At 70.9% G+C, this 18351-nt stretch carries 19 protein-coding genes; 5 read left to right on the top strand and 14 right to left on the bottom strand.

Going from position 1 to position 18351, the window contains the following annotated elements; translation table 11 throughout:
* Positions 1-78: 78 nt before the first annotated feature.
* Positions 79-1113 (bottom strand): glycoside hydrolase family 6 protein, encoded by a 1035-nt coding sequence (locus ACWFR3_RS29570; protein ID WP_453737703.1) that lies wholly within the window; start codon positions 1111-1113, stop codon positions 79-81.
* Positions 1114-1274: 161 nt separating this feature from the next.
* Between ACWFR3_RS29570 and ACWFR3_RS29565 the strand changes: the two genes are divergently transcribed.
* The 3 genes from ACWFR3_RS29565 (at position 1275) to ACWFR3_RS29555 (ending at position 3547) form a co-directional block, all read left to right on the top strand.
* Positions 1275-2030 carry a GAF and ANTAR domain-containing protein gene (locus ACWFR3_RS29565; protein ID WP_453737702.1) on the top strand — a complete coding sequence of 252 codons (756 nt, stop codon included), beginning with the start codon at positions 1275-1277 and terminating at the stop codon, positions 2028-2030.
* A 429-nt stretch (positions 2031-2459) separates the two neighbouring features.
* The gene (locus tag ACWFR3_RS29560) at positions 2460-2681 is read left to right on the top strand and encodes a CbtB domain-containing protein (RefSeq protein WP_453737701.1); all 222 of its coding nucleotides are present in this window, start codon (positions 2460-2462) and stop codon (positions 2679-2681) included.
* A 20-nt stretch (positions 2682-2701) separates the two neighbouring features.
* The gene (locus tag ACWFR3_RS29555; protein WP_453737700.1) at positions 2702-3547 is read left to right on the top strand and encodes a CbtA family protein; all 846 of its coding nucleotides are present in this window, start codon (positions 2702-2704) and stop codon (positions 3545-3547) included.
* On the opposite strand, the gene ACWFR3_RS29550 is transcribed toward ACWFR3_RS29555, so the two are convergent.
* The 12 genes from ACWFR3_RS29550 to ACWFR3_RS29495 form a co-directional block, all read right to left on the bottom strand.
* A complete protein-coding gene (locus ACWFR3_RS29550; protein WP_453737699.1) occupies positions 3528-4193 on the bottom strand; it encodes a class F sortase in 666 nt (221 codons plus the stop codon). The two genes, ACWFR3_RS29555 and ACWFR3_RS29550, sit on opposite strands and share 20 nt — an antisense overlap.
* Before the next feature lie 15 nt (positions 4194-4208).
* Positions 4209-4748, bottom strand: a complete 540-nt coding sequence (locus ACWFR3_RS29545) for a hypothetical protein (RefSeq protein ID WP_453737698.1) — start codon at positions 4746-4748, stop codon at positions 4209-4211.
* 71 nt (positions 4749-4819) lie between these two features.
* Entirely contained in the window at positions 4820-5599 is a 780-nt protein-coding gene (locus tag ACWFR3_RS29540) for an HAD-IIA family hydrolase (protein ID WP_453737697.1), read from the bottom strand.
* A 128-nt stretch (positions 5600-5727) separates the two neighbouring features.
* Positions 5728-6798, bottom strand: a complete 1071-nt coding sequence (locus ACWFR3_RS29535; RefSeq protein WP_453737696.1) for a 2-aminoethylphosphonate ABC transporter substrate-binding protein — start codon at positions 6796-6798, stop codon at positions 5728-5730.
* A 24-nt stretch (positions 6799-6822) separates the two neighbouring features.
* On the bottom strand, positions 6823-7620 hold the full coding sequence (locus ACWFR3_RS29530; RefSeq protein WP_453737695.1) for an ABC transporter permease: 798 nt from the start codon (positions 7618-7620) through the stop codon (positions 6823-6825).
* Complete coding sequence (locus tag ACWFR3_RS29525) at positions 7607-8533, bottom strand: 2-aminoethylphosphonate ABC transporter permease subunit (RefSeq protein ID WP_453737694.1); 927 nt, start codon at positions 8531-8533, stop codon at positions 7607-7609. Before ACWFR3_RS29525 ends, ACWFR3_RS29530 begins: the two co-directional genes overlap by 14 nt.
* The gene (locus ACWFR3_RS29520; RefSeq protein WP_453737693.1) at positions 8526-9602 is read right to left on the bottom strand and encodes an ABC transporter ATP-binding protein; all 1077 of its coding nucleotides are present in this window, start codon (positions 9600-9602) and stop codon (positions 8526-8528) included. The genes ACWFR3_RS29525 and ACWFR3_RS29520 overlap by 8 nt, the downstream gene beginning before the upstream one ends.
* Positions 9599-10294: a phosphonatase-like hydrolase gene (locus tag ACWFR3_RS29515; protein WP_453737692.1), complete on the bottom strand. Its 696-nt coding sequence runs from the start codon at positions 10292-10294 to the stop codon at positions 9599-9601. Before ACWFR3_RS29515 ends, ACWFR3_RS29520 begins: the two co-directional genes overlap by 4 nt.
* A gap of 17 nt (positions 10295-10311) precedes the next feature.
* A complete protein-coding gene (locus ACWFR3_RS29510) occupies positions 10312-11436 on the bottom strand; it encodes a TIGR03364 family FAD-dependent oxidoreductase (protein WP_453737691.1) in 1125 nt (374 codons plus the stop codon).
* 132 nt (positions 11437-11568) lie between these two features.
* Positions 11569-12375, bottom strand: a complete 807-nt coding sequence (locus ACWFR3_RS29505; RefSeq protein WP_453737690.1) for a GntR family transcriptional regulator — start codon at positions 12373-12375, stop codon at positions 11569-11571.
* Positions 12376-12723: 348 nt separating this feature from the next.
* Positions 12724-13638, bottom strand: coding sequence for a hypothetical protein (locus ACWFR3_RS29500; protein ID WP_453737689.1), 915 nt, complete (start codon positions 13636-13638; stop codon positions 12724-12726).
* A 723-nt stretch (positions 13639-14361) separates the two neighbouring features.
* On the bottom strand, positions 14362-15606 hold the full coding sequence (locus ACWFR3_RS29495) for an ROK family transcriptional regulator (RefSeq protein ID WP_453737688.1): 1245 nt from the start codon (positions 15604-15606) through the stop codon (positions 14362-14364).
* 48 nt (positions 15607-15654) lie between these two features.
* Between ACWFR3_RS29495 and ACWFR3_RS29490 the strand changes: the two genes are divergently transcribed.
* Both ACWFR3_RS29490 and ACWFR3_RS29485 read left to right on the top strand, forming a co-directional pair.
* A complete protein-coding gene (locus ACWFR3_RS29490; RefSeq protein ID WP_453737687.1) occupies positions 15655-16761 on the top strand; it encodes a Gfo/Idh/MocA family protein in 1107 nt (368 codons plus the stop codon).
* Positions 16758-17225 carry a heme-degrading domain-containing protein gene (locus ACWFR3_RS29485; RefSeq protein ID WP_453737686.1) on the top strand — a complete coding sequence of 156 codons (468 nt, stop codon included), beginning with the start codon at positions 16758-16760 and terminating at the stop codon, positions 17223-17225. The genes ACWFR3_RS29490 and ACWFR3_RS29485 overlap by 4 nt, the downstream gene beginning before the upstream one ends.
* Positions 17226-17361: 136 nt before the next feature.
* Here ACWFR3_RS29485 and ACWFR3_RS29480 read toward each other — a convergent pair whose 3' ends face one another.
* On the bottom strand, positions 17362-18219 hold the full coding sequence (locus ACWFR3_RS29480) for a fumarylacetoacetate hydrolase family protein (protein WP_453737685.1): 858 nt from the start codon (positions 18217-18219) through the stop codon (positions 17362-17364).
* Positions 18220-18351: the final 132 nt, after the last annotated feature.

Below are 18351 nucleotides of genomic sequence, written 5' to 3'. Positions count from 1 at the left end.
TGCCAGGATCTCGGCAGATGCGACTGCGGCTTTTCGCGCGCTGAGCGCGCAGTTCCTCGCGCCCCTAAAGGGGCGTTTCTACTGCGCCGCCTTGGCGAGGCCCGCCGCGTACTCCGGCCACCACTGGCCCGCCTTGGGCCCACCGCGACAGGTGCCATCCGACTCACCGGGCCGCTTGATCCACAGGTACGCGTCGACGAGCGGATCGTCAGTCTTAGTAGTGGGCGCCTCGCCGAGCGCACGGCCGGGCGGGTTGCACCAGGTGTCCTTGCCCTTGGTGTACGGGCCGTTGCCGTTGCGGGCGGTGTCGATGACGAACGGCTTGTTGCCGATCTTCGCCGAGAGCTTCTTGCCGAACTCCGTGCTCGCCTCGGTGGTCTGGAAGTTCGAGACGTTCACCGAGAAGCCGTCGGCCTGCTCGACGCCCGACCACTTCAAGGGCTCCCAGAGCGAGTCGGGGTTCTTCCAGCCCGCGTTGCCCGCGTCCAGGTACACCTTGGTGTTCTTCAGGGACTTGAGCTTCCCGATGGCGCCCTTGAGGAGGTCGTACCGCTCCTCGTGGAACTCCTCCGGGGTGCAGTTGTCGACGAGGTGGAGCACGGCGTCCGGCTCCAGGATGACCGTCGCCTTCCGGTCGCCGATGCCCTTGGCGACCTGGTCGACGAACGCGCGGTATTCGTTGCCGTCGGCCGCGCCGCCCTGCGAGTACTGGCCGCAGTCGCGGTGCGGGATGTTGTAGAGGACCAACAGAGCGTCCCTGTCGGCCTTCTCGGCGGCCTCGGTGAAGCCCCGCGCCTGCTCCTCGGCGTTCTCCGGGATGAGCCACTCGGCGACCGGCTGCTCGGCGATCTTCCGGATCAGCTCGGCGTCGTCCTTCTTGCCGTCCTTCTCGTACGCGGTGACCTGCTTGGCCGCGTTGCCTTGAGGATTGACCCAGTACGGATCGGTGCCCTTCGGCTGCTGCTTGACGGGCTGCCCCGACGACTCCTCATTGCCCGAGTCGCCATCGGAGGAGCACCCCGAGAGCAGCAGCGCAGCCCCCGCAAACGCCGCCGCAGCCTTCACCCCCCGTGCCGCGATCCGATGACCGCGGCCGGTGCCTTTGTGGTACATCCACTCCCCCTTGGGTGCACTGTCCGATTCTCAATCCTGACATACACACTGTCGGCTCACGAGGCCCGCCCGCCCGCGACGGATACCTGTTGGAGAGCTGTTACAGCGCGGCGCCGGGGGGTAGGCGCAGGGCGCGGGGTGGCGCTCATGGGGAGGAGACCATGCGGGATCACACCTCAGAATTGCGACTTGCCGAAGTCCTGGTGGAGACCACGAACACCTTGGACGACGACTTCGATCCGGAGCGCTATCTGAGCCGGGTGGCGAGCCACTGCGTGGAGCTTCTCGACGCGTCCGCAGCCGGAGTGATCTTCGAGGCCGAGGGGGCGCCCACGGTCGCCGCGGGGGGCCACCCCGGGGACCTTGCGCTCGGCCTGCTCGGGGCCCAGCACAGCGGCGGCCCCTGTGTGGAGAGCCTCGGCACCGGGCTTCCCGTGCCGCCGGTGCGGCTCACCGATGCCGAACCCGCGGCGCGCTGGCCGGAGTTCACCACGCTGGCCCTGCGCAACGGCATCGGGGTGACCTACGCGATTCCGCTTCTGCAGCGCGAGACCCTGCTCGGCGCGCTCAACGTCTTCCTGCCCGGAACCTCCGGAGTCCCGCGCTCCAAAGGGGAGTTGGGCCTTGCCCGGGCGATCGCCGACGCGGCCGCGCTCGGCCTGCGCAACCACCGTGCCTACACGGAGTACCGAACACTCGCCACACAGCTCCAGGGCGCCCTGACCAGCCGCGTACGCATCGAACAGGCCAAAGGGATACTCGCCGAGCGCTGGCACACCGGCGTGGACGACGCCTTTGACGCACTGCGGCGGTACGCGCGTAGAGAACGGCTGGTCATGGACCTGGTCGCCAAGGAAGTGATCAAGGGGACGCTCGACGACGCGGTGCTGCGCGACAGTTGGCCCGACCCTTCCTGAAGGTCATCCCCGGAACTCCGCCACCAGGGGTGATCACGGAGAGAAAGCGGATCACGACTTGGCGTCATTCCACCCCTAGGCTCCGGCGCTCATCCGTTCTAGAGTCGTCCCAACGGCCCAAGCCCCCGGCCTGAATGACCGTCCATCCCGCAATGCGGGGTTGGCCATCGAACCTCCCGCGCCGGCGCCGGGTTACTCCCGCAGCTCGTGCGCGCGCGGTCGAGGACCAGCCCGGTCGACGGCTCCGGGGGGAGCGGGCCGCCGACCGGGCCGGGTTGTCCCGACACAGGCGTATGCAGGCGTACGCGAGCGTGCGCAGCCGGGCACGCGGGCCGTTGACAGTGTCCATGACCAACTGGGACTCTCCGGGACGACAAGTACATGCATCGAGGCGGCAGTTGGCAGGATTCCGCTAGGAGGCCCTTCGATATGTCACTGCACTCCGCGGCACCGCACACCGACGGCGCGGCAGCGAAGGCCGCCACCGTCCAGACCCGCGACTGGCTCATCGCGTCGGCCGCGGTCATCGTCGCGCTGATCGCGCTCTACGCGGTCTTCATCGACAACGGCTCGCTGATCGCGGCGACCGGCAGCTACCTCCACGAGTTCGCGCACGACGGCAGGCACCTCTTCGGTGCCCCGTGCCACTGACCGGGGACGGACACCGCACCATGCCGCCCCCCTCGTCCTCACGCCCGTCCTCTCCCTCCCCCTCGTCCTCGGCCGTCCTGCCCCTGCTCGGCCGGGGTCTCGTGGCGGGCGGGGCGGCGGGGTTCGCGGCCGGGCTCTTCTCGCTGCTCCTCGCCGAGCCGCTGATGGACCGGGCGATCCGCGCCGAGGAGAAGAGAGCGGCGGCTCAGGAGCACGCGAGCGGCGCCGCGCAGCACCACGAGGAGCTGTTCACGCGCTCGACGCAGCACGCGGGCCTGGTGATCACCGCTGTCGTCGCCGGTCTGGCCGTCGGCATCCTCTTCGCCGTGGCGTACGCCCTGGTGCACCGCCGCGATCCGCGCGCCGCGCCGTGGCCGCGCGCGCTGGCCTTCGCCGGGGCGGCCTTCGTCGCCGTGTCCCTGCTGCCCGGTCTGCGCTACCCGGCGAACCCGCCGGGCGTCGGCGACTCGGCCACGGTCGGCGAACGCCAGGCGCTGTGGCTGGCGTCCGTGGCGATCGGCATTCTCGGCATGTTCCTGGTCAGGCAGGTGTACGTACGTATGTCGGCCAGAGCCGTTCCGGTGCGGCAGATCGCGGCGGCCCTCACGGGCGTCGCCGTCCTGGCCGTGCTCTTCCTGCTCCCGGACAACCCCGACCCGGTCCCGGTCGACGCGAAGCTCCTGTGGGACTTCCGCGTCCTGTCGATCGCCTCGCACGCCCTGCTGTGGGCCGTGCTCGCGGCGGTCTTCGGGGGCCTTGGCCTGCGGGCCGTCCGGGAAGGGGCCGCCAGGGGTGCCACCGTGGGCGCGAGCGCGGCGGGAGTGCCCTCGCGCCCCGGCGCCACCCCTACGGCCCCACCCCCGTGAGATAGGCGGAGACCACGACGTTCGCCGAGTACGTCCTGGTCTCCTTGTCGAACGTGCCGCCGCAGGTGATCAGGCGGAGTTCGGCGCGGCCCTCCTTGTGGGAGCCGTACGCCTTCTTCGCGTCGAAGCGGTCCCGGCTGAGGACCTGGACGTCGTCGACGGTGAACTTCGCGACCGAGCCGTCGTCGCGGGTCACCAGGACCTTCTCGCCGGGGCGCACCGCGCTGAGGTCGTAGAAGACCGCGGGGCGCGTCTCGGTGTCGACGTGGCCCACGAACAGGGAGGTTCCCGCGGCGCCGGGGCGCGTCCCGCCGCCGTACCAGCCGACGGAGCCCGCCTCTTCGAAGGGCGGCGGATCGATGGCGCCGTCCTGGTCGAGGCCGCGGGTGAGCACGGGCGCCCGCACCTTCAGCGAGGGGATCTCGACGCGCTGCGGCCTTGCGGCGCCCAACGGCTCGTGCGCGTCCGGGAGTTCGACGTCGAAGGGGCGGCCCACCGCCGCCACGTCACCGTTCGTGGGCTCCGAGACACCGCCGCGTACGTCGGTGATCTCGCTGCCCCACAGCCAGAGCCCCACGAGCAGCAGCGCCCAGGCGACCCCGGTGAGGAATCGTCCGTGTCCCGCCGGCGTCTCGTCACCCGACATGTCGGTCCCCGCCCGTCACTCGGAGCGGCGCCGGCGGACACTGCGGACCGCCACGGCCACGGCCGCCACCCCGGCGAGCACCAGGCCGATCACCGCGTGCCGGGTGCCGGGGCCCGCCTCCTGGGCGTGCGCGGCCAGCTGCGAGGTGCCGCCGCCGCCCGCGCGGACCGGCGAGACGGGCTCGGTGCGGTGCTGGACGACCTTCACGGTGCCCACGCCCTGGTGGGGGTGGCCGTCGCAGACGACGGTCACGTCGTACGAACCGCTGACGCCGCCCCGGATCTTGGCGGAGCCGTTCAGCGCGTACTTTTCGCCGTCCCTGCCGGTGAGCTTCGCGTCGCCCTCGAACGCCCCGGAGCCCGCCGACCCGGTCGTCCCGTCGCAGCCCGTGACGCTGATCTCCACCTCGGCGCCGGGAGCGGCGTCGGCCGGGGTGACCGTGGCGTGCACCTTGTCCTGCTCATGGGCGTGTGCGGGGGCCGTGACGGCGACGGGGAGCGCGGCGAGGACGGCCGCCCCGGCTATGCCACGAAGGGTGAGTGATCCTCTACGCATCGTGAACCTCCTGTTCCGAGGTTCACGCGCGGCTTCGGGTCACGCCTCCCGCGTGCGGCAAACGGGTGACGTCAGACGCGGTCGACCAGGTCGGCGATGGAGTCCACGACGTTGGACGGCCTAAACGGGTACTGGTCGATGTCGTCCCTGGTGGTGAGGCCCGTGAGGACCAAGAAGGTCTCCATTCCGGCCTCGAGACCGGCGAGGACGTCGGTGTCCATGCGGTCGCCGATCATGGCGCTGGTCTCGGAGTGCGCCCCGATGGCGTTGAGCCCGGTCCGCATCATCAGGGGGTTCGGCTTCCCGGCGAAGTACGGGCTGCGCTTCGTGGCCTTGGTGATCAGCGCGGCGACGGCGCCCGTGGCGGGCAGCGGCCCTTCGGTGGAGGGTCCGGTCTCGTCCGGGTTCGTGCAGATGAAGCGGGCACCGCCGTTGATGAGCCGGACGGCCTTGGTCATGGCCTCGAAGGAGTAGGTGCGGGTCTCGCCGAGCACCACGTAGTCCGGGTCGTGGTCGGTCAGGACGTACCCGATGTCGTGCAGGGCGGTGGTGAGCCCCGCCTCGCCGATGACGTACGCCGTGCCGCCGGGGCGCTGGTCGTCCAGGAACTTCGCGGTGGCCAGGGCCGAGGTCCAGATGTTCTCGACGGGCACTTCGAGGCCCATGCGGGTCAGGCGGGCCTGGAGGTCGCGCGCGGTGTAGATGGAGTTGTTCGTCAGGACCAGGAAGGGCTTGCCGGACTCGCGGAGCTTCTTGATGAAGGAGTCGGCGCCGGGGATCGGAACGCCCTCGTGGATGAGCACGCCGTCCATGTCGGTGAGCCACGATTCGATGGGCTTGCGCTCTGCCATGGGGTGCACTCCTGCGTCTTCGATGAACGGGTGGAGCTCGGGGTGAGCTGTGGGGCGCCGGGACGGCTCTGTGCCGGCGCCCCTCAGCCTAATCAGGATGCGGTGATCGTGAACCCCTCGATCATCGGTCAGCTTCCGGTCGCCGACTTCCAGTCCTCCACGTACGCCTGGAGGTTCTTCGCGATGTCGGACCAGTCCGGCTCGAAGACCTCGACCCCGTCGACGATCTTGTCGAGCGCGACCGCGTTGGCGTCGGTGGCCTTGATGTCCTTGCGGGCCGCGAAGCCGCCGCCGATCTCGCTGACCTGCTGCTGGGCCTTCTGGCCGAGGAGGTAGTCGAGGAACTTCTTGGCGTTGGCGGAGTGCGGGGCCTTGTTGACCAGTCCTGCCGCGTAGGGCAGCGCGAAGGTGGTCGGCTTCTTGCCCTCCTTGGCGGGGAACCAGATGCCGAGGTTGGGCATGTCCTTGGACTGGGCGTAGTTCATCTGGACGTCGCCGTTGGCTGCGAGGAGTTCGCCCTTGTCGACCTTGGGCGCGAGCTTGCCGGTGGAGGCGGAGGGCCCGACGTTGTTCGTCTGGAGCTTCTCCAGATAGTTCATGGCGGGCTTCTTGCCGCCGAAGTCGTGCATCGCCTTGATGAGCACGGCGGTCCCGTCGCCCGCGACACCGGGTGTGGAGTACTGGACCTTGTCCTTGTACGAGGCTTCGGTGAGGTCCTCCCAGGTCTTGGGCGCCTTGCCGCCGCCGAGTTCCTTCTTGTTGTAGATGAAGCCGAAGTAGTTGTTCACGACGGAGGTCCACTTGCCGTCGGGGGCCTTGTCGGCGCCGTCCACCTGGTCGGAGCCCTCGGGCTTGTAGGCCTGGAGGAGGCCCTTCTCGTCGGCCTGCTGGATGAACGGCGGCAGGGTGATGATGACGTCGGCCTGCGTGTTGGACTTCTCGCGGACGGCGCGCTGCACCATCTCGCCGGAGCCGCCCTCGACGTAGTTCACCTTGATGCCGGTCTTCTTCTCGAAGTCCTTGAAGACCTGGTCGTACCAGCCGTCGCCGTTCTCGCCCTTGAGGCCGTCGGCGCTGTAGACGGTGACCTCCTTGGCGTCGGAGGCGGAGGATTCACCGCCGCACGCGGTGAGGGAGCCTGCGAGGACGAGGCTGCCGGAGAGGGCGGCGAGCGTGCGGGTGCGGGGGTGACGCGACATGACGTTTCGTACTCCTTGAAGAGGTCAGCGGTAGGAGGCGCGGGTGCGGATGCGGGAGACGCCGAAGAGGACGAGCAGCGTGGCCGCCATCAGGACCACCGCGACGGCCGCGCCGGTGAAGAGGGAGCCGCGGTCGGTGGCCGCGTAGATCTGCACGGGCAGCGGCATCCAGTCCGGCGGGTAGAGCATCATCGTGGCGCTCAGTTCGCCCATGGAGAGCGCGAAGCACAGGCCCGCGGCCGCGGTGAGCGACGGCAGCAGGAGCGGCAGCTTCACCTTCCACAGGACGTACGAGGGCCGGGCGCCGAGCGAGGCGGCGGCCTGTTCGTACGCCGGGTCGAGTCGGACGATGGCAGCCGAGACCGACTGGTAGGCGAACGCCGTGACAAGAATGGTGTGCGCGAGGATCACGATCCAGCGCGTGCCGTTGAGGATCATCGGCGGCTTGCTGAACGCGACGAGGACCGCGAGCCCGACGACGACGGACGGCACGGCCACCGGCAGCACGAAGAGGGTGTCGAGAAGACGCTTTCCCCCCTTCTTCAGGGAGGCCGCGGCGAGCGCCGCCCAGGCCCCGACGGTCAGCGCGAGCAGGCTCGCGCCGACGGCGGTGACCAGGCTGGTGGTGAGCGCCTTGAGTGATTCTCCGCGGGTGGCGGACTCGTAGTGCCCCGTGGTGAATCCGGAGGGAAAGGCGCCGGACCAGTGCGAGGAGAACGAGGCGGCCAGGATCACGAGGAGGGGCAGCGCGAAGAGGGGAAGAAAGAGGACGAGGAAGAGAGCCCGGGTGGCCAGTTTTCCCTTGCGGCTATGCACCAACACGACGGCTCACCACCCGGTAGATGCTGTAAAGGCCCACGGAGATCGCGATGTTGACCACGGCGACGACACAGGCCGCCGGATAGTCGGATTCGAGAATGGCTTTGCTGTAGACGAGCATGGGAAGGGTCGTGACCCCTTTCGCCCCGGTGAAGAGAACAATCCCGAACTCGTTCAGACACATGACGAGTACGAGGCTGCCGCCGGCGGCGAGGGCGGGCAGCGCCTCGGGCAGGATGACCCGCCGGACGATACGGCCGGGCTTCGCGCCGAGGCTCGACGCGACTTCCAACTGCGCGGTGTCGATCTGCGAGAACGCGGCGAGCAGCGGGCGCATCACGAAGGGCGTGAAGTACGTGATCTCGGCGAGGAGAACGCCCCACGGTGTGGTGAGGAACTGGAAAGGCCCCTCGGCGGCCCCGGTCGCGTCCGTCCACATTCCGTTCGCCATCCCCTTGGTGCCGTAGATGAACAGCAGGGCGAGGGTGATGAGAAAGGACGGAAAGGAGAGGAAGACATCGATGAACCGGGCGACGGCCTTCCCGCCGGGAAACGGCACGAAGGCGATGATCAGCGCGAGCGCGAACCCCAGCACGAGACACCCGACCGTGGCCCCGACGGCCAGCCACACGGTGGTCCCGAGCGCCTCCCGGAACGCCTCGGAGGCGAAGACGTCGGAGTAGGGCTGGAGGGAGGTCCCGCCCGTGTCGGGCTGAACGGACTGCTGGACGACCAGGGCGAGGGGGTAGAGGAAGAAGAGAGCGAGGGCGGCGACGGGGGGCAGGGCCCAGAGGAAACGGGGCACGCGCCGCTTGGGCTGTTCCCTCTGTGGGCAGGCGTTCCGCAGGGCGGAACGGGTGGGCACAGCCTGCAACCCCGGTTCAGCTTCAAAGAGGCGTCCGCCAGAGCTAGCCATCGGCCACCCCCGCGGACAGCAACACGGCGTCTTCGGGTGCGAAATGCAGCGTGACCTCGTCACCAACACCCGGCGGCGACCGAAGCTCCCGCAGGTCCGCCTTGACCCGCTCCCCGGCGACATCGACGTACAGCCGATGGGTAGCACCGCGCCACTGCACCTCGGCGACTCTGCCCTTCAAAGAATTGGGCCCCTCCCCCAGGCCGACCAGATGCGGCCGCACGCACAACGTGGCAGTGGCGCCCTCAGCCGCATCCCCCGTATCGACCTTCAGGTCGGTCCCTCCGAAGGAGACACCCCCCGAGCCGACGGTGACCGGAAGCAAATTGGCGTTCCCCACAAAAGACGCGGTGAACTCGGTCCGAGGCGCCCGATAAAGCTCCTGCGGAGTACCGCAGTCCTTCAGACAAGCCTTGTCCATGACGGCAATGCGATCCGCAAGGGTAAGCGCCTCGACCTGGTCATGGGTGACGTACAAAATCGAGACGTCGGGCAACTCCCGGTGCAACCGGGCAAGTTCCCCCAGCATCCCCGACCGCAACTGCGCATCGAGCGCGGAAAGCGGCTCGTCGAGCAACAACACCCCCGGCCGAATGGCCAGCGCCCGCGCGATGGCGACCCGCTGCTGCTGCCCACCGGAAAGCTCCCGGGGATACCGCGCGGCGTAGGAAGCCATGCCCGTCATTTCGAGCGCCTCGGCGACCCGCCCCGGAATCTCGGACTTGGGCACCTTCTGCGCCTTCATGCCGAAGGCGACGTTCTTGGCGACCCGCATGTGCGGAAAGAGCGCGTACTGCTGGACGACCATCCCGATCCCCCGCTGATACGGCGGAAGACCGGTGACATCGCGCTCCCCGATGAACACCCGCCCGGAGGCCGGCCGCACGAACCCGGCGACGGCCCGCAGCGCGGTCGTCTTCCCCGAGCCCGAGGGGCCGAGCAGGGCCATGACCTCGCCGGGCTCGACGGTCAGGTCGAGCGAGTCGAGGACGGTGTTCTTGCCGTAGGCGACCGAGACGTTCTCGAAGCGAATGCCGCTGCGTACGGACACGGGGGCGGCGGCGCTCACTCGCCGACACCCCTGAGCAGGCGGGGCAGTTCGGCGACGGAGCCGAGGACGTGGGTGGCTCCCGCCGCCCGCAGCGCCTCGGCGTCATGCGCCCCGGTGAGTACCCCGGCGACCACACCGGCCCCGGCCCGCACCCCGCTCTTCATGTCGTACGCCGTATCGCCCGCGACGGCGATCTGCCGTACGTCGTCCACCGCCCCCGTCCGCAGGAAGGCGCTGAGCACCATGTCCGGGTACGGCCGCCCCCGGCCCCCCGCGTCGGCGGGACACAACGTCAGCTCGACCAGGTCACGCCAGCCAAGCGCGGCGAGGATGGCGTCCTGCGTGACCCGGGCGAAGCCGGTGCTGAGCACCACGGTCCGCCCGTCGCCCCGCAGTTCCTCGATGGCCTCCCTGGCCCCGGCGACCGGCGCGATCCGGCCGCCGTCGACGAGTTCCCCGTACGCCTTCTCGAAGGCCACGTTGCCCCGCTGGGCGAGATCCTCGTCGCCGAACAGGTGCCGGAAGACGGAGATCTTCGACTCGCCCATGGTGGCGCGTACGTAGTCCAGCTTCTCGGTGTGATCGGCGGAGCCCGGCTCGACGCCGAGTTCCCGTGCGGCGGCGGAGAAAGCCTCCTCGACGAGCCCGCCGTCCGCGACGGTCGTACCGGCCATGTCGAGCACGACAAGCCCGCAGCGCTCGTTCACCATGTTTTCTCGCAACTCCCTCACCATCCCAACTCGTCGGCGGTCTTCTCGGCGATCGCGGGCGAGCACGTCATGCCGCGCCCGCCGGGCCCGGTGACCAGCCACACGCCCTCGCGCACCTGCTGCCGGTGCACGACGCGGGCCGTGTCGACGCACTGCGCGTACACCCCGGCCCAGCGCCGCCTGATCTTCGGCAGCGGGCGGCCCAGGAAGCCCTCGACGACCTCGGCCAGGTGGTCGTAGGGGTCTTCGAGGGTGTCGAAGGCGAAGGGGTGCTCGTACTCGTGGGTGTCGCCGATGGTCAGGCCGCCGTCCTTGCGCTGCACCATCAGGAGCTGCATCTTGTGCGCGGCGGCGGTCGGGGTCTGTGCCTGCCCGGCGTTGAGCGCGTCCAGGGCGTCCGACTTGTACGCCGGGTAGTAGCGGAAGCTGTCCGCGTCGGCGACGGAGGTGGTGAGCGCCTCGCCGAGGGGCTCGGTCTGCATCATCTGCAGCCGTACGCGGCGCACGGGCAGGTCGGGTCCGGCCAGCTCGCGGACGAGGCCGCCGAGCCAGGCGCCGGTGGCGAGCACGACGACATCACCGGCGTGTACGTCGCCGTGGTCGTCGCGCACCGCGCTCTCGCCGACGACTTCGCGGACTTCGCGGCCGGGCAGGAAGGTGTAGCGGGGGGATCGCAGCAGGGCTTCCCGGAGCCGGAGCTGTGCGGTGCGCGGCTCGACGGCGGCGTCCCGCTCGCACCACAGGCCGGCGGTGAACTCACCGCGCAGCGCCGGGTTGAGGGCACGGGCCTCGTCGGCGTCGAGCAGCTTGTAGCCGCGGGCCGCCGCGTCGGGGCGGGCGAGGGCGGCTTCGGCGACCGAGCGCTCGCGTTCGTTGCGTACGAGGGTGAGGGAGCCGTTGGCGCGGAAGCCGATGCCCTCCACCCTCGCGCCTATCTCCTCCCACAGTTCGCGGGCCCGCAGGGCGGTGTCGAGCTCCTCGCCCCCGGCACGGCCGCTCACCCATATCTGCCCGAAGTTGCGCAGCGAGGCTCCACGGGCCTCGCTCTCTCGCTCGATCTGTACGACCTCGTGGCCGCGTTCCACTGCGTGCCAGGCGTGCATGGTTCCCACCACGCCGGCTCCTACGACGATGACTCTCACGGCGGCAACGCTGCTGGGGGCGGGTGACCCGCCGCGGTCGAGTCGGCAACGGGACGGTGAACGGCCACCCAAGCTTGGACCAGACCCGTTACGCTTCCGTTATCGATGGCGCCCGTAGGAAGGAGCGGAAGTTCACGAACCGCCGCTGCCCAGATGGGTGGTGAAGGAGAACCGGTCGCCCCGGTAGAGGGTGCGGACGCGCTCCAGCGGGTGGCCGGCGGTGTCGCGCGAGACGCGGTGGATGAGCAGCATGGGCAGCGCGGGCGGGGTGCCGATGAGCAGGGCCTCGCGCGGGGTGGCGAGCACCGTTTCGATGCGTTCGTCGGCGTCGCCGAAGGAGATGCCGAGTTGGTCGCGGAGGTAGGCGTAGAAGGAGGAGTCGGGCTCGAAGTCGCGGTCGAGCGCGGGGACGCGGGCCACGGCGACGTACGTACTCTCGAGTCCGACCCGCTCGTCGTCGGCGAGCAGCACGCGCTCCATGTGCCAGACGGGCTCGCCCTGCCCGACCCCGATCTCGGCGGCGAGGGCCGCGGGGGCGGGAAAGCGGTCAAGTGAGATGAGATTTCGCCCCGGGGTACGCCCTTGCCGCCGCACCCCTTCCGTATAACTCGCGAGAGACAGCGGCTGCTCCAGCTTGGGCCCCGCGACGACGGTGCCGCGCCCCTGCCTGCGCAGCCGCCCTTCGAGCAACAACTCCCGCAACGCCTGCCGCACGGTCTCCCGGGCGACTTCGTACCGCTCGGCGAGATCCCGCTCGGTCGGCAGCGTCTGCCCGTCCCCCAACTCCCCTATCAACTCGGCGATCCTGGCCTTCACCGCGTAGTACTTCGGGATACGGCCGTGCTCGGGGATGCCGGAGCGGATGGGGGCGCCGGGGGCCTGGTCGAGCAGGTGGGCGGGAGGGCGCGGGGGGTTCTGCGGGGAGTTCGGGTTGTCCACCCGGGGATGTTCGCAGACGGATGTGAACGGGTGGGTGAACGGAGGGTGGGGGGCGGTAGCTCTTCGTCGGGGCGGGGCTGGCGGCTCCGCGTGGCGGCAAGGGGGGGCGGGGACCAGGGTGAACGCGCGGCGGCTGGACACCAAGGGCCCGCCTCTGCGCCCCGGTGGGGGCGCAGGGACGCGGTGGGGGCGCAGGGACGCGGTGGGGGCGCCGGGGGCCATCCTGCCCTCGCGACGGCATGAGCGCCCGGGGCCCGCCCTCGCGCGACAGCCGGGTCGCTGCGGTCCAGCCCGCACAACGGCACAGGTGCCGAAGGACTGCCTCCGCGCCGGCAGGGGGGGGCGGGGTCAGCGTTTCCGGGCGGCCCGGAGGCGCCGGGTGCCTGTGATGAGGGCCCAGCCCGCGGCGAACAGGGCGCAGGCGATGGCGGTGACGCCGAGCAGGGCGCGGGGGCCCGTGGCGGCGAGTTCGTCGGCGTACGAGGAGCCGTCGCCGTCGATGCGTTCACGCCCTCCGCCGCTGCCTCCTCCGTTCCGGCCCGCGTCCACGCTTCCTTCGGGTTCCTTCTCGGTGCCGTCGTCGCGGGTGTCACCCACGCCGCCCGTGTCGCCGGTGGCGCCGTCGCCCTCGATGCCGAACGGATAGTCGTCGGACTCCCCGACCCAGTCGCCGTCGTTGTCCCGTCGCTGGACGACGGCGGCGGAGATCACGGCGTGCTCGGACCTGGCCTCGGAGGTGAAGGAGAGCCGCACCTTGACGGTGCGGGTCTTGCCCGCCTTGACCGTGAAGCCGGGGAATCCGTCGTCGAAGACGCCGACGTTCTCGTCCCGGTCCGTCCGCTCGAAGCCCACGGTCCGCCACCGCTCGCCGTCGCGGAACTCCAACTGGACCTGCCGGGGCCGCAGCTCGCGTTCCTTGTCGACGATGACGACGACGGGGTGGATGTTGCCGCAGGTGCCACGCGTGGTGTTGGCCAACTCGACGGACCAGCTCCGGTAACCGCCGCCGGCCTCGTAGGTCGGGGGCCCGCCCCGGATCCGCGTACCGATGGGGAAGTCCTCACCGGTGGGGGCGGAACAGGTCGGGGGCTGGGCCGCCTGCGGCTGCGGCAGGGCCACCGCGCCAGCCGCCTGCGGCTGAGGCTGAGGCAGGGCCACCGCGCCGCTCACCGGCAACCCTTGCGCGGCGGCAACCGGAACCACTCCGGACGCGAGGGCTGCGGCGGCGGTGATGCCGGAGGCGAGAGAGCGGCGGAGTCGCATGTGGGGCCTTTGCTGAGCGCGGAGCGGGCGGGCAGGGCGGGAGCGGGGGCCGTATGACAGGGGTCATGGCCCGCGACCCTGCCACCCCGCGCCCCCTCACCACCCCCGCGACAACCCCGTACACCCGACTGGACCGCGCAAGTCCCTCCTATCAGCTGACTTTCCGTTAAATACGGCTGACGGGGCGAGTGGTGGCATTGGTTCGGTCGATGCTGATGGGGTTAGCGGCGGCGTCCGTGTGGTTAACGCTGACCGGGCGAGCTGCGGCATCGGCTGGGTCGATGCTGACCGGGCGAGCGGTGGCATCCGTGAGGTCGGCTCTGACCGGGTGAGCGGCAGCATCCGCGCGGTCGAGGCCGGCCAGGTGAGCGGTGATGTCCGTCTGGTCGACGCTGACGGGCGAACGGTGGCATCGGCGTGATTGACGCTGACCGGGCGAGCGGCAGCATCCGTGAGGTCGGCTCTGACCGGGCGAGCGGCGGCATCTTGCGGCCGACGCCGACCAGCCGAACGGCAGCATCCGCGCGGCCGAGGCCAGACAGGCGAGCGGTGATGTCCGTCTGCTCGACGCTGACGGGTGAGCAGTGACATCGGCGTGGTCGACGCCGGCCAGGCGAGCGGTGACATCGGCGTGATCGACGCCGGCCAGGCGAGCGGTGACATCGGCGTGATCGACGCCGCCCCGACGAGCGGCAGCACCCGTGCGGTCGGCCAGGCGGCTTGCTACCCCCGCCCCACCGCGAACGCCACATCCGCTCGCCCGAACACCGGGGCGAGGACCAGCTGTGCCGCGCCCTCCGCCACGCCCCGCTCGCCCCCGGACGCCACGGCGACCGGGACCTCCCTGCCTCCGCCGCCCCGCCGGGCGCGTTCCGCGACGACCGCTCCCACTCCTCGTACGAAGCGCTCCTCGTCCGCGAGTACGACCCGGCCGCCGATCAGTACGAGGTCGATGTCGAGCAGGCTGACCAGGTTCCCCGCCCCCGCCCCGAGGACCCGCGCCGCCTCGTCCAGATCTCCCCGCGCGACCGCCGCAAGGCACAGCGCCTCGATACAGCCGCGGTCGCCGCACCCGCACTCCGGGCCGTCCAACTGGATCACCTGGTGACCGAACTCCCCCGCCCCGGTTCGCGCTCCGCGATAGAGGCCTCCGCCCAGGACGAGGCCCGCGCCGAGCCCCGTCCCTAGGTGCAGATACGCGAACGACTCCGCCACCCCGCCGAGCGCGAGCCCGAGCGCGGCGGCGTTCGTGTCCTTGTCCACGACCACCGGCAGCCCGAGCCGCCCGGCGAAGGCGTCCCGCAGCTCAAAGCCGTCCCACGCGGGATATCCGGTGACGCGGTGCAGGATTCCCTCGGAGTGGTCGAGCGGCCCTGGCAGCGCGACCCCGACGCCGAGCAGCCCTGCACCCGCCCGCGCACCAACATCAACACCCGCATCAGCCGACGGCACCTGATCCCCGATCAGGCCCCGCACCGCCCCCACCGCCACGTCCACCACCGCCTCCGCACCGGCGGCGAACTCCAGCGGCGCCCGTCGTTCCGCGACCACGCGGCCCGTCAGGTCGGCGAGGACCGCCGTCAGCTCGTCGCGGTCCAGGTGCAGCCCCACCGCGTGGCCCGCGTCCGGCACGAGCCGCAGCAGCGTCCGCGGCTTGCCGCCCGTCGACGCCCGCCGCCCAGCCTCCGCCGCGAGCCCCTCCGTACGAAGCCGCGCGGTGATCTTGCTGACGGCCTGCGGCGTGAGCCCGGTCCGCTCGGCCAGTTCGAGGCGGCTTATGCCGGCCTCGCCCGCCGTGCGCAGCAGGTCGAGCACGAGGGCGGCGTTGTGCCCGCGCAGCGCGAGGAGGTTCACCCCGGCACCCGTCCTGCCCCCGCTGCCACCACTGCCCTCACTTCCACCGCTGCCGCCACTCACCGAGCCACTACCGCCTTCGACCCCCGCATCAGTCCTGTTCACACCCCCCATTGTCGCGCGCGCTTGCGCTTTGGCAACAGCGTTGCTTAAGTGGAACGCATGACTGGTACAGGCTCAGGCGCCCCCGGACCTCACGGCTCCCCGCTACGCGTAGCCCTCATCGGATACGGCCTCGCGGGCTCCGTCTTCCACGCCCCGCTGATCGCCGCCACCGAGGGCCTCACCCTCGACACGGTCGTCACGTCGAACCCCGAGCGCCAGGCGCAGGCCCGCGCCGAGTTCGGTGACGAGCTGCGCTTCGCCGCATCGGCCGACGACCTGTGGGCCCGCGCGGGCGAGCTCGACCTGGTGGTGATCGCGTCCCCGAACAAGACGCACGTCGCGCTCGCGACTGCCGCCCTCAAGGCGGGCCTCCCGGTCGTCGTGGACAAGCCCATCGCGGGCACGGCCTCCGAGGCCCGCGAGCTCGCCGCACTCGCCGACGACCGCGGCCTTCTGCTCTCCGTCTTCCAGAACCGCCGCTGGGACAACGACTTCCGCACTCTCCAGCAGCTCATCGCCGAGGGCGAGCTCGGCGACGTATGGCGCTTCGAATCCCGCTTCGAGCGGTGGCGTCCGCAGCCCAAGGGCGGCTGGCGCGAGTCCGGAGACCCCGAAGAGATCGGAGGTCTGCTCTACGACCTCGGGTCCCACGTCGTCGACCAGGCGCTCGTACTCTTCGGCCCCGCGCAGACCGTGTACGCCGAATCCGACGTCCGCCGCCCCGGCGCCGAGGCCGACGACGACACGTTCATCGCCATCACGCACACGGGCGGCGTCCGCTCGCACCTGTACGTGAGCGCCACCACCGCCCAGCTCGGCCCGCGCTTCCGCGCGCTCGGCTCGGCGGCGGGCTACGTGAAGTACGGCCTCGACCCGCAGGAAGCCGCGCTCCGCGACGGCAAGCGGCCCGCGAACGAGGACAGTTGGGGCGAGGAACTCGAATGCATGTGGGGCCGGGTCGGCTCCGGCGAGTCCCCGCTGACCGGCGGCGGCAACCCGGTCAAGACGCTGCCGGGCGACTACCCCGCGTACTACGCGGCCGTGGCGGCAGCCCTCCGCGGCACCGGCGACAACCCCGTCTCCGCGTACGAGGCCGCGTCGGCGCTCGACGTCCTTGAGGCGGCGCGCCGCTCGGCCCGCGACGGTGTGACGGTGGTCGTATGACGACCCCCGCCGTACCGACCGTGGAGGAGCTGGAGACCCAGGAACTCCGCCTGGTCCTGCCCCACTTCACGTACGAGGACGCCTGGGCACTCGGCACCCTCCTGGTCGACCTGGCCCGCGAGCGCCAGGCCCCGGTGGCCATCGACATCACCCGCGGCGGCCAGCAGCTCTTCCACGCGGCGCTGCCCGGATCGACCCCGGACAACGACGCCTGGATCGCCCGCAAGCGCCGCGTCGTCGAGCGCTACGGCTGCTCGTCGTTCCTGGTCGGCACGCGATTCCGTGCCAAGGGGACGACGTTCGAGGACTCCTCGCGCCTGGACCCGGACGTGTACGCGGCGCACGGCGGCGCGTTCCCCATCGCGGTACGGGGCGCGGGCGTGATCGGCACGGTGGTGGTCTCGGGCCTCCCGCAGGCGGCGGACCACGCGCTGGTGGTGGAGGCGCTGGAACGGTTCGTGTGAGCGGGGGCGCCCCGTAAGGGGCGCGGGGAACTGCGCGACAAGCCACGACGCACCCGCAGACGGCGCCGGCGGAGGCTCCCTCCGCCGACGCCACTCGGGGCGCGACAAGGAATCGCCGCGCCCCCGCCCCGAAGGGCTACGCGTCCTTGAGTTCCTGGCGCTGCCGACCGAGCCCGTCGATCTCCAGCTCCACCACATCCCCGGCCCGCAGATACGGCTTCGGCTCCGGCTGCCCCATGGCAACCCCCGCCGGCGTACCGGTGTTGATGACATCACCGGGGTACAGGGTCATGAACTGGCTGACATACCGAACCACTTCCGCCACCGGGAAGATCTGCTGGGCCGTGGTCCCGTCCTGCTTGAGCTCGCCGTTGACCCAGAGCTTGAGGGACAGCGCCTGCGGGTCGGGGACCTCGTCCGCCGTCACCAGCCACGGGCCCAGCGGGTTGAACGTCTCGCAGTTCTTGCCCTTGTCCCACGTGCCGCCGCGCTCGATCTGGAACTCACGCTCCGAGACGTCGTGCGACACCGCGTACCCGGCCACGTGCGCGAGCGCCTCGGCGTCCGACTCCAGGTAGCGCGCGGTGCGCCCGATGACGATCGCGAGCTCCACCTCCCAGTCGGTCTTCACCGACTTGCGCGGCACCAGGACGGTGTCCTCGGGGCCCACCACCGTGTCCGCCGCCTTGAAGAAGATGACGGGCTCGGTGGGCGGAGTGGCCCCGGTCTCGGCCGCGTGGTCGTGGTAGTTCAGCCCGATACACACGACCTTGCCGATCCGGCCCACCGGCGGCCCGACCCGCAGCCCCTCCGCGACGAGCACGGGCAGGTCGCCCGACTCGGCGGCGGCCCGCACCCGGTCGAGGGCTGCCGTGTCGGCGAGCAGCGCCCCGTCGATGTCCGTGACGGTCCCTGCCAGGTCCCGCAGCGTGCCTTCGGCGTCGAGCAGCGCGGGGCGCTCGGATCCCGCCGTACCGACTCGCAGCAGCTTCATGGTCAATCTCCCTTTGGTCGAGCGCGACCGGTCCGCCTTGACCGCCCGCGTGGCCCGGCCGATGGGTTGCGGCCATCGGAGGATTGGAAGATCCTCCAAGGTCGCCGTCCATCCCGCAAGACCCTGTTCACG

This window comes from Streptomyces sp. NPDC055189, assembly GCF_053606765.1.
The sequence above is the reverse complement of the archived record's forward strand: the minus strand, read 5'-3'. Positions and strand labels throughout refer to the sequence as shown.

What these genes read in the sequence shown, in the direction of transcription:
- ACWFR3_RS29500 (WP_453737689.1), bottom strand. Translation starts at nt 13,638, where the DNA reads ATGCGACTCCGCCGCTCTCTCGCCTCCGGCATCACCGCCGCCGCAGCC.
- ACWFR3_RS29570 (WP_453737703.1), bottom strand. Translation starts at nt 1,113, where the DNA reads ATGTACCACAAAGGCACCGGCCGCGGTCATCGGATCGCGGCACGGGGG.
- ACWFR3_RS29560 (WP_453737701.1), top strand. Translation starts at nt 2,460, where the DNA reads ATGTCACTGCACTCCGCGGCACCGCACACCGACGGCGCGGCAGCGAAG.
- ACWFR3_RS29485 (WP_453737686.1), top strand. Translation starts at nt 16,758, where the DNA reads ATGACGACCCCCGCCGTACCGACCGTGGAGGAGCTGGAGACCCAGGAA.
- ACWFR3_RS29545 (WP_453737698.1), bottom strand. Translation starts at nt 4,748, where the DNA reads ATGCGTAGAGGATCACTCACCCTTCGTGGCATAGCCGGGGCGGCCGTC.
- ACWFR3_RS29490 (WP_453737687.1), top strand. Translation starts at nt 15,655, where the DNA reads ATGACTGGTACAGGCTCAGGCGCCCCCGGACCTCACGGCTCCCCGCTA.
- ACWFR3_RS29555 (WP_453737700.1), top strand. Translation starts at nt 2,702, where the DNA reads ATGCCGCCCCCCTCGTCCTCACGCCCGTCCTCTCCCTCCCCCTCGTCC.
- ACWFR3_RS29515 (WP_453737692.1), bottom strand. Translation starts at nt 10,294, where the DNA reads ATGGTGAACGAGCGCTGCGGGCTTGTCGTGCTCGACATGGCCGGTACG.
- ACWFR3_RS29540 (WP_453737697.1), bottom strand. Translation starts at nt 5,599, where the DNA reads ATGGCAGAGCGCAAGCCCATCGAATCGTGGCTCACCGACATGGACGGC.
- ACWFR3_RS29480 (WP_453737685.1), bottom strand. Translation starts at nt 18,219, where the DNA reads ATGAAGCTGCTGCGAGTCGGTACGGCGGGATCCGAGCGCCCCGCGCTG.
- ACWFR3_RS29525 (WP_453737694.1), bottom strand. Translation starts at nt 8,533, where the DNA reads ATGGCTAGCTCTGGCGGACGCCTCTTTGAAGCTGAACCGGGGTTGCAG.
- ACWFR3_RS29565 (WP_453737702.1), top strand. Translation starts at nt 1,275, where the DNA reads ATGCGGGATCACACCTCAGAATTGCGACTTGCCGAAGTCCTGGTGGAG.
- ACWFR3_RS29535 (WP_453737696.1), bottom strand. Translation starts at nt 6,798, where the DNA reads ATGTCGCGTCACCCCCGCACCCGCACGCTCGCCGCCCTCTCCGGCAGC.
- ACWFR3_RS29495 (WP_453737688.1), bottom strand. Translation starts at nt 15,606, where the DNA reads ATGGGGGGTGTGAACAGGACTGATGCGGGGGTCGAAGGCGGTAGTGGC.
- ACWFR3_RS29550 (WP_453737699.1), bottom strand. Translation starts at nt 4,193, where the DNA reads ATGTCGGGTGACGAGACGCCGGCGGGACACGGACGATTCCTCACCGGG.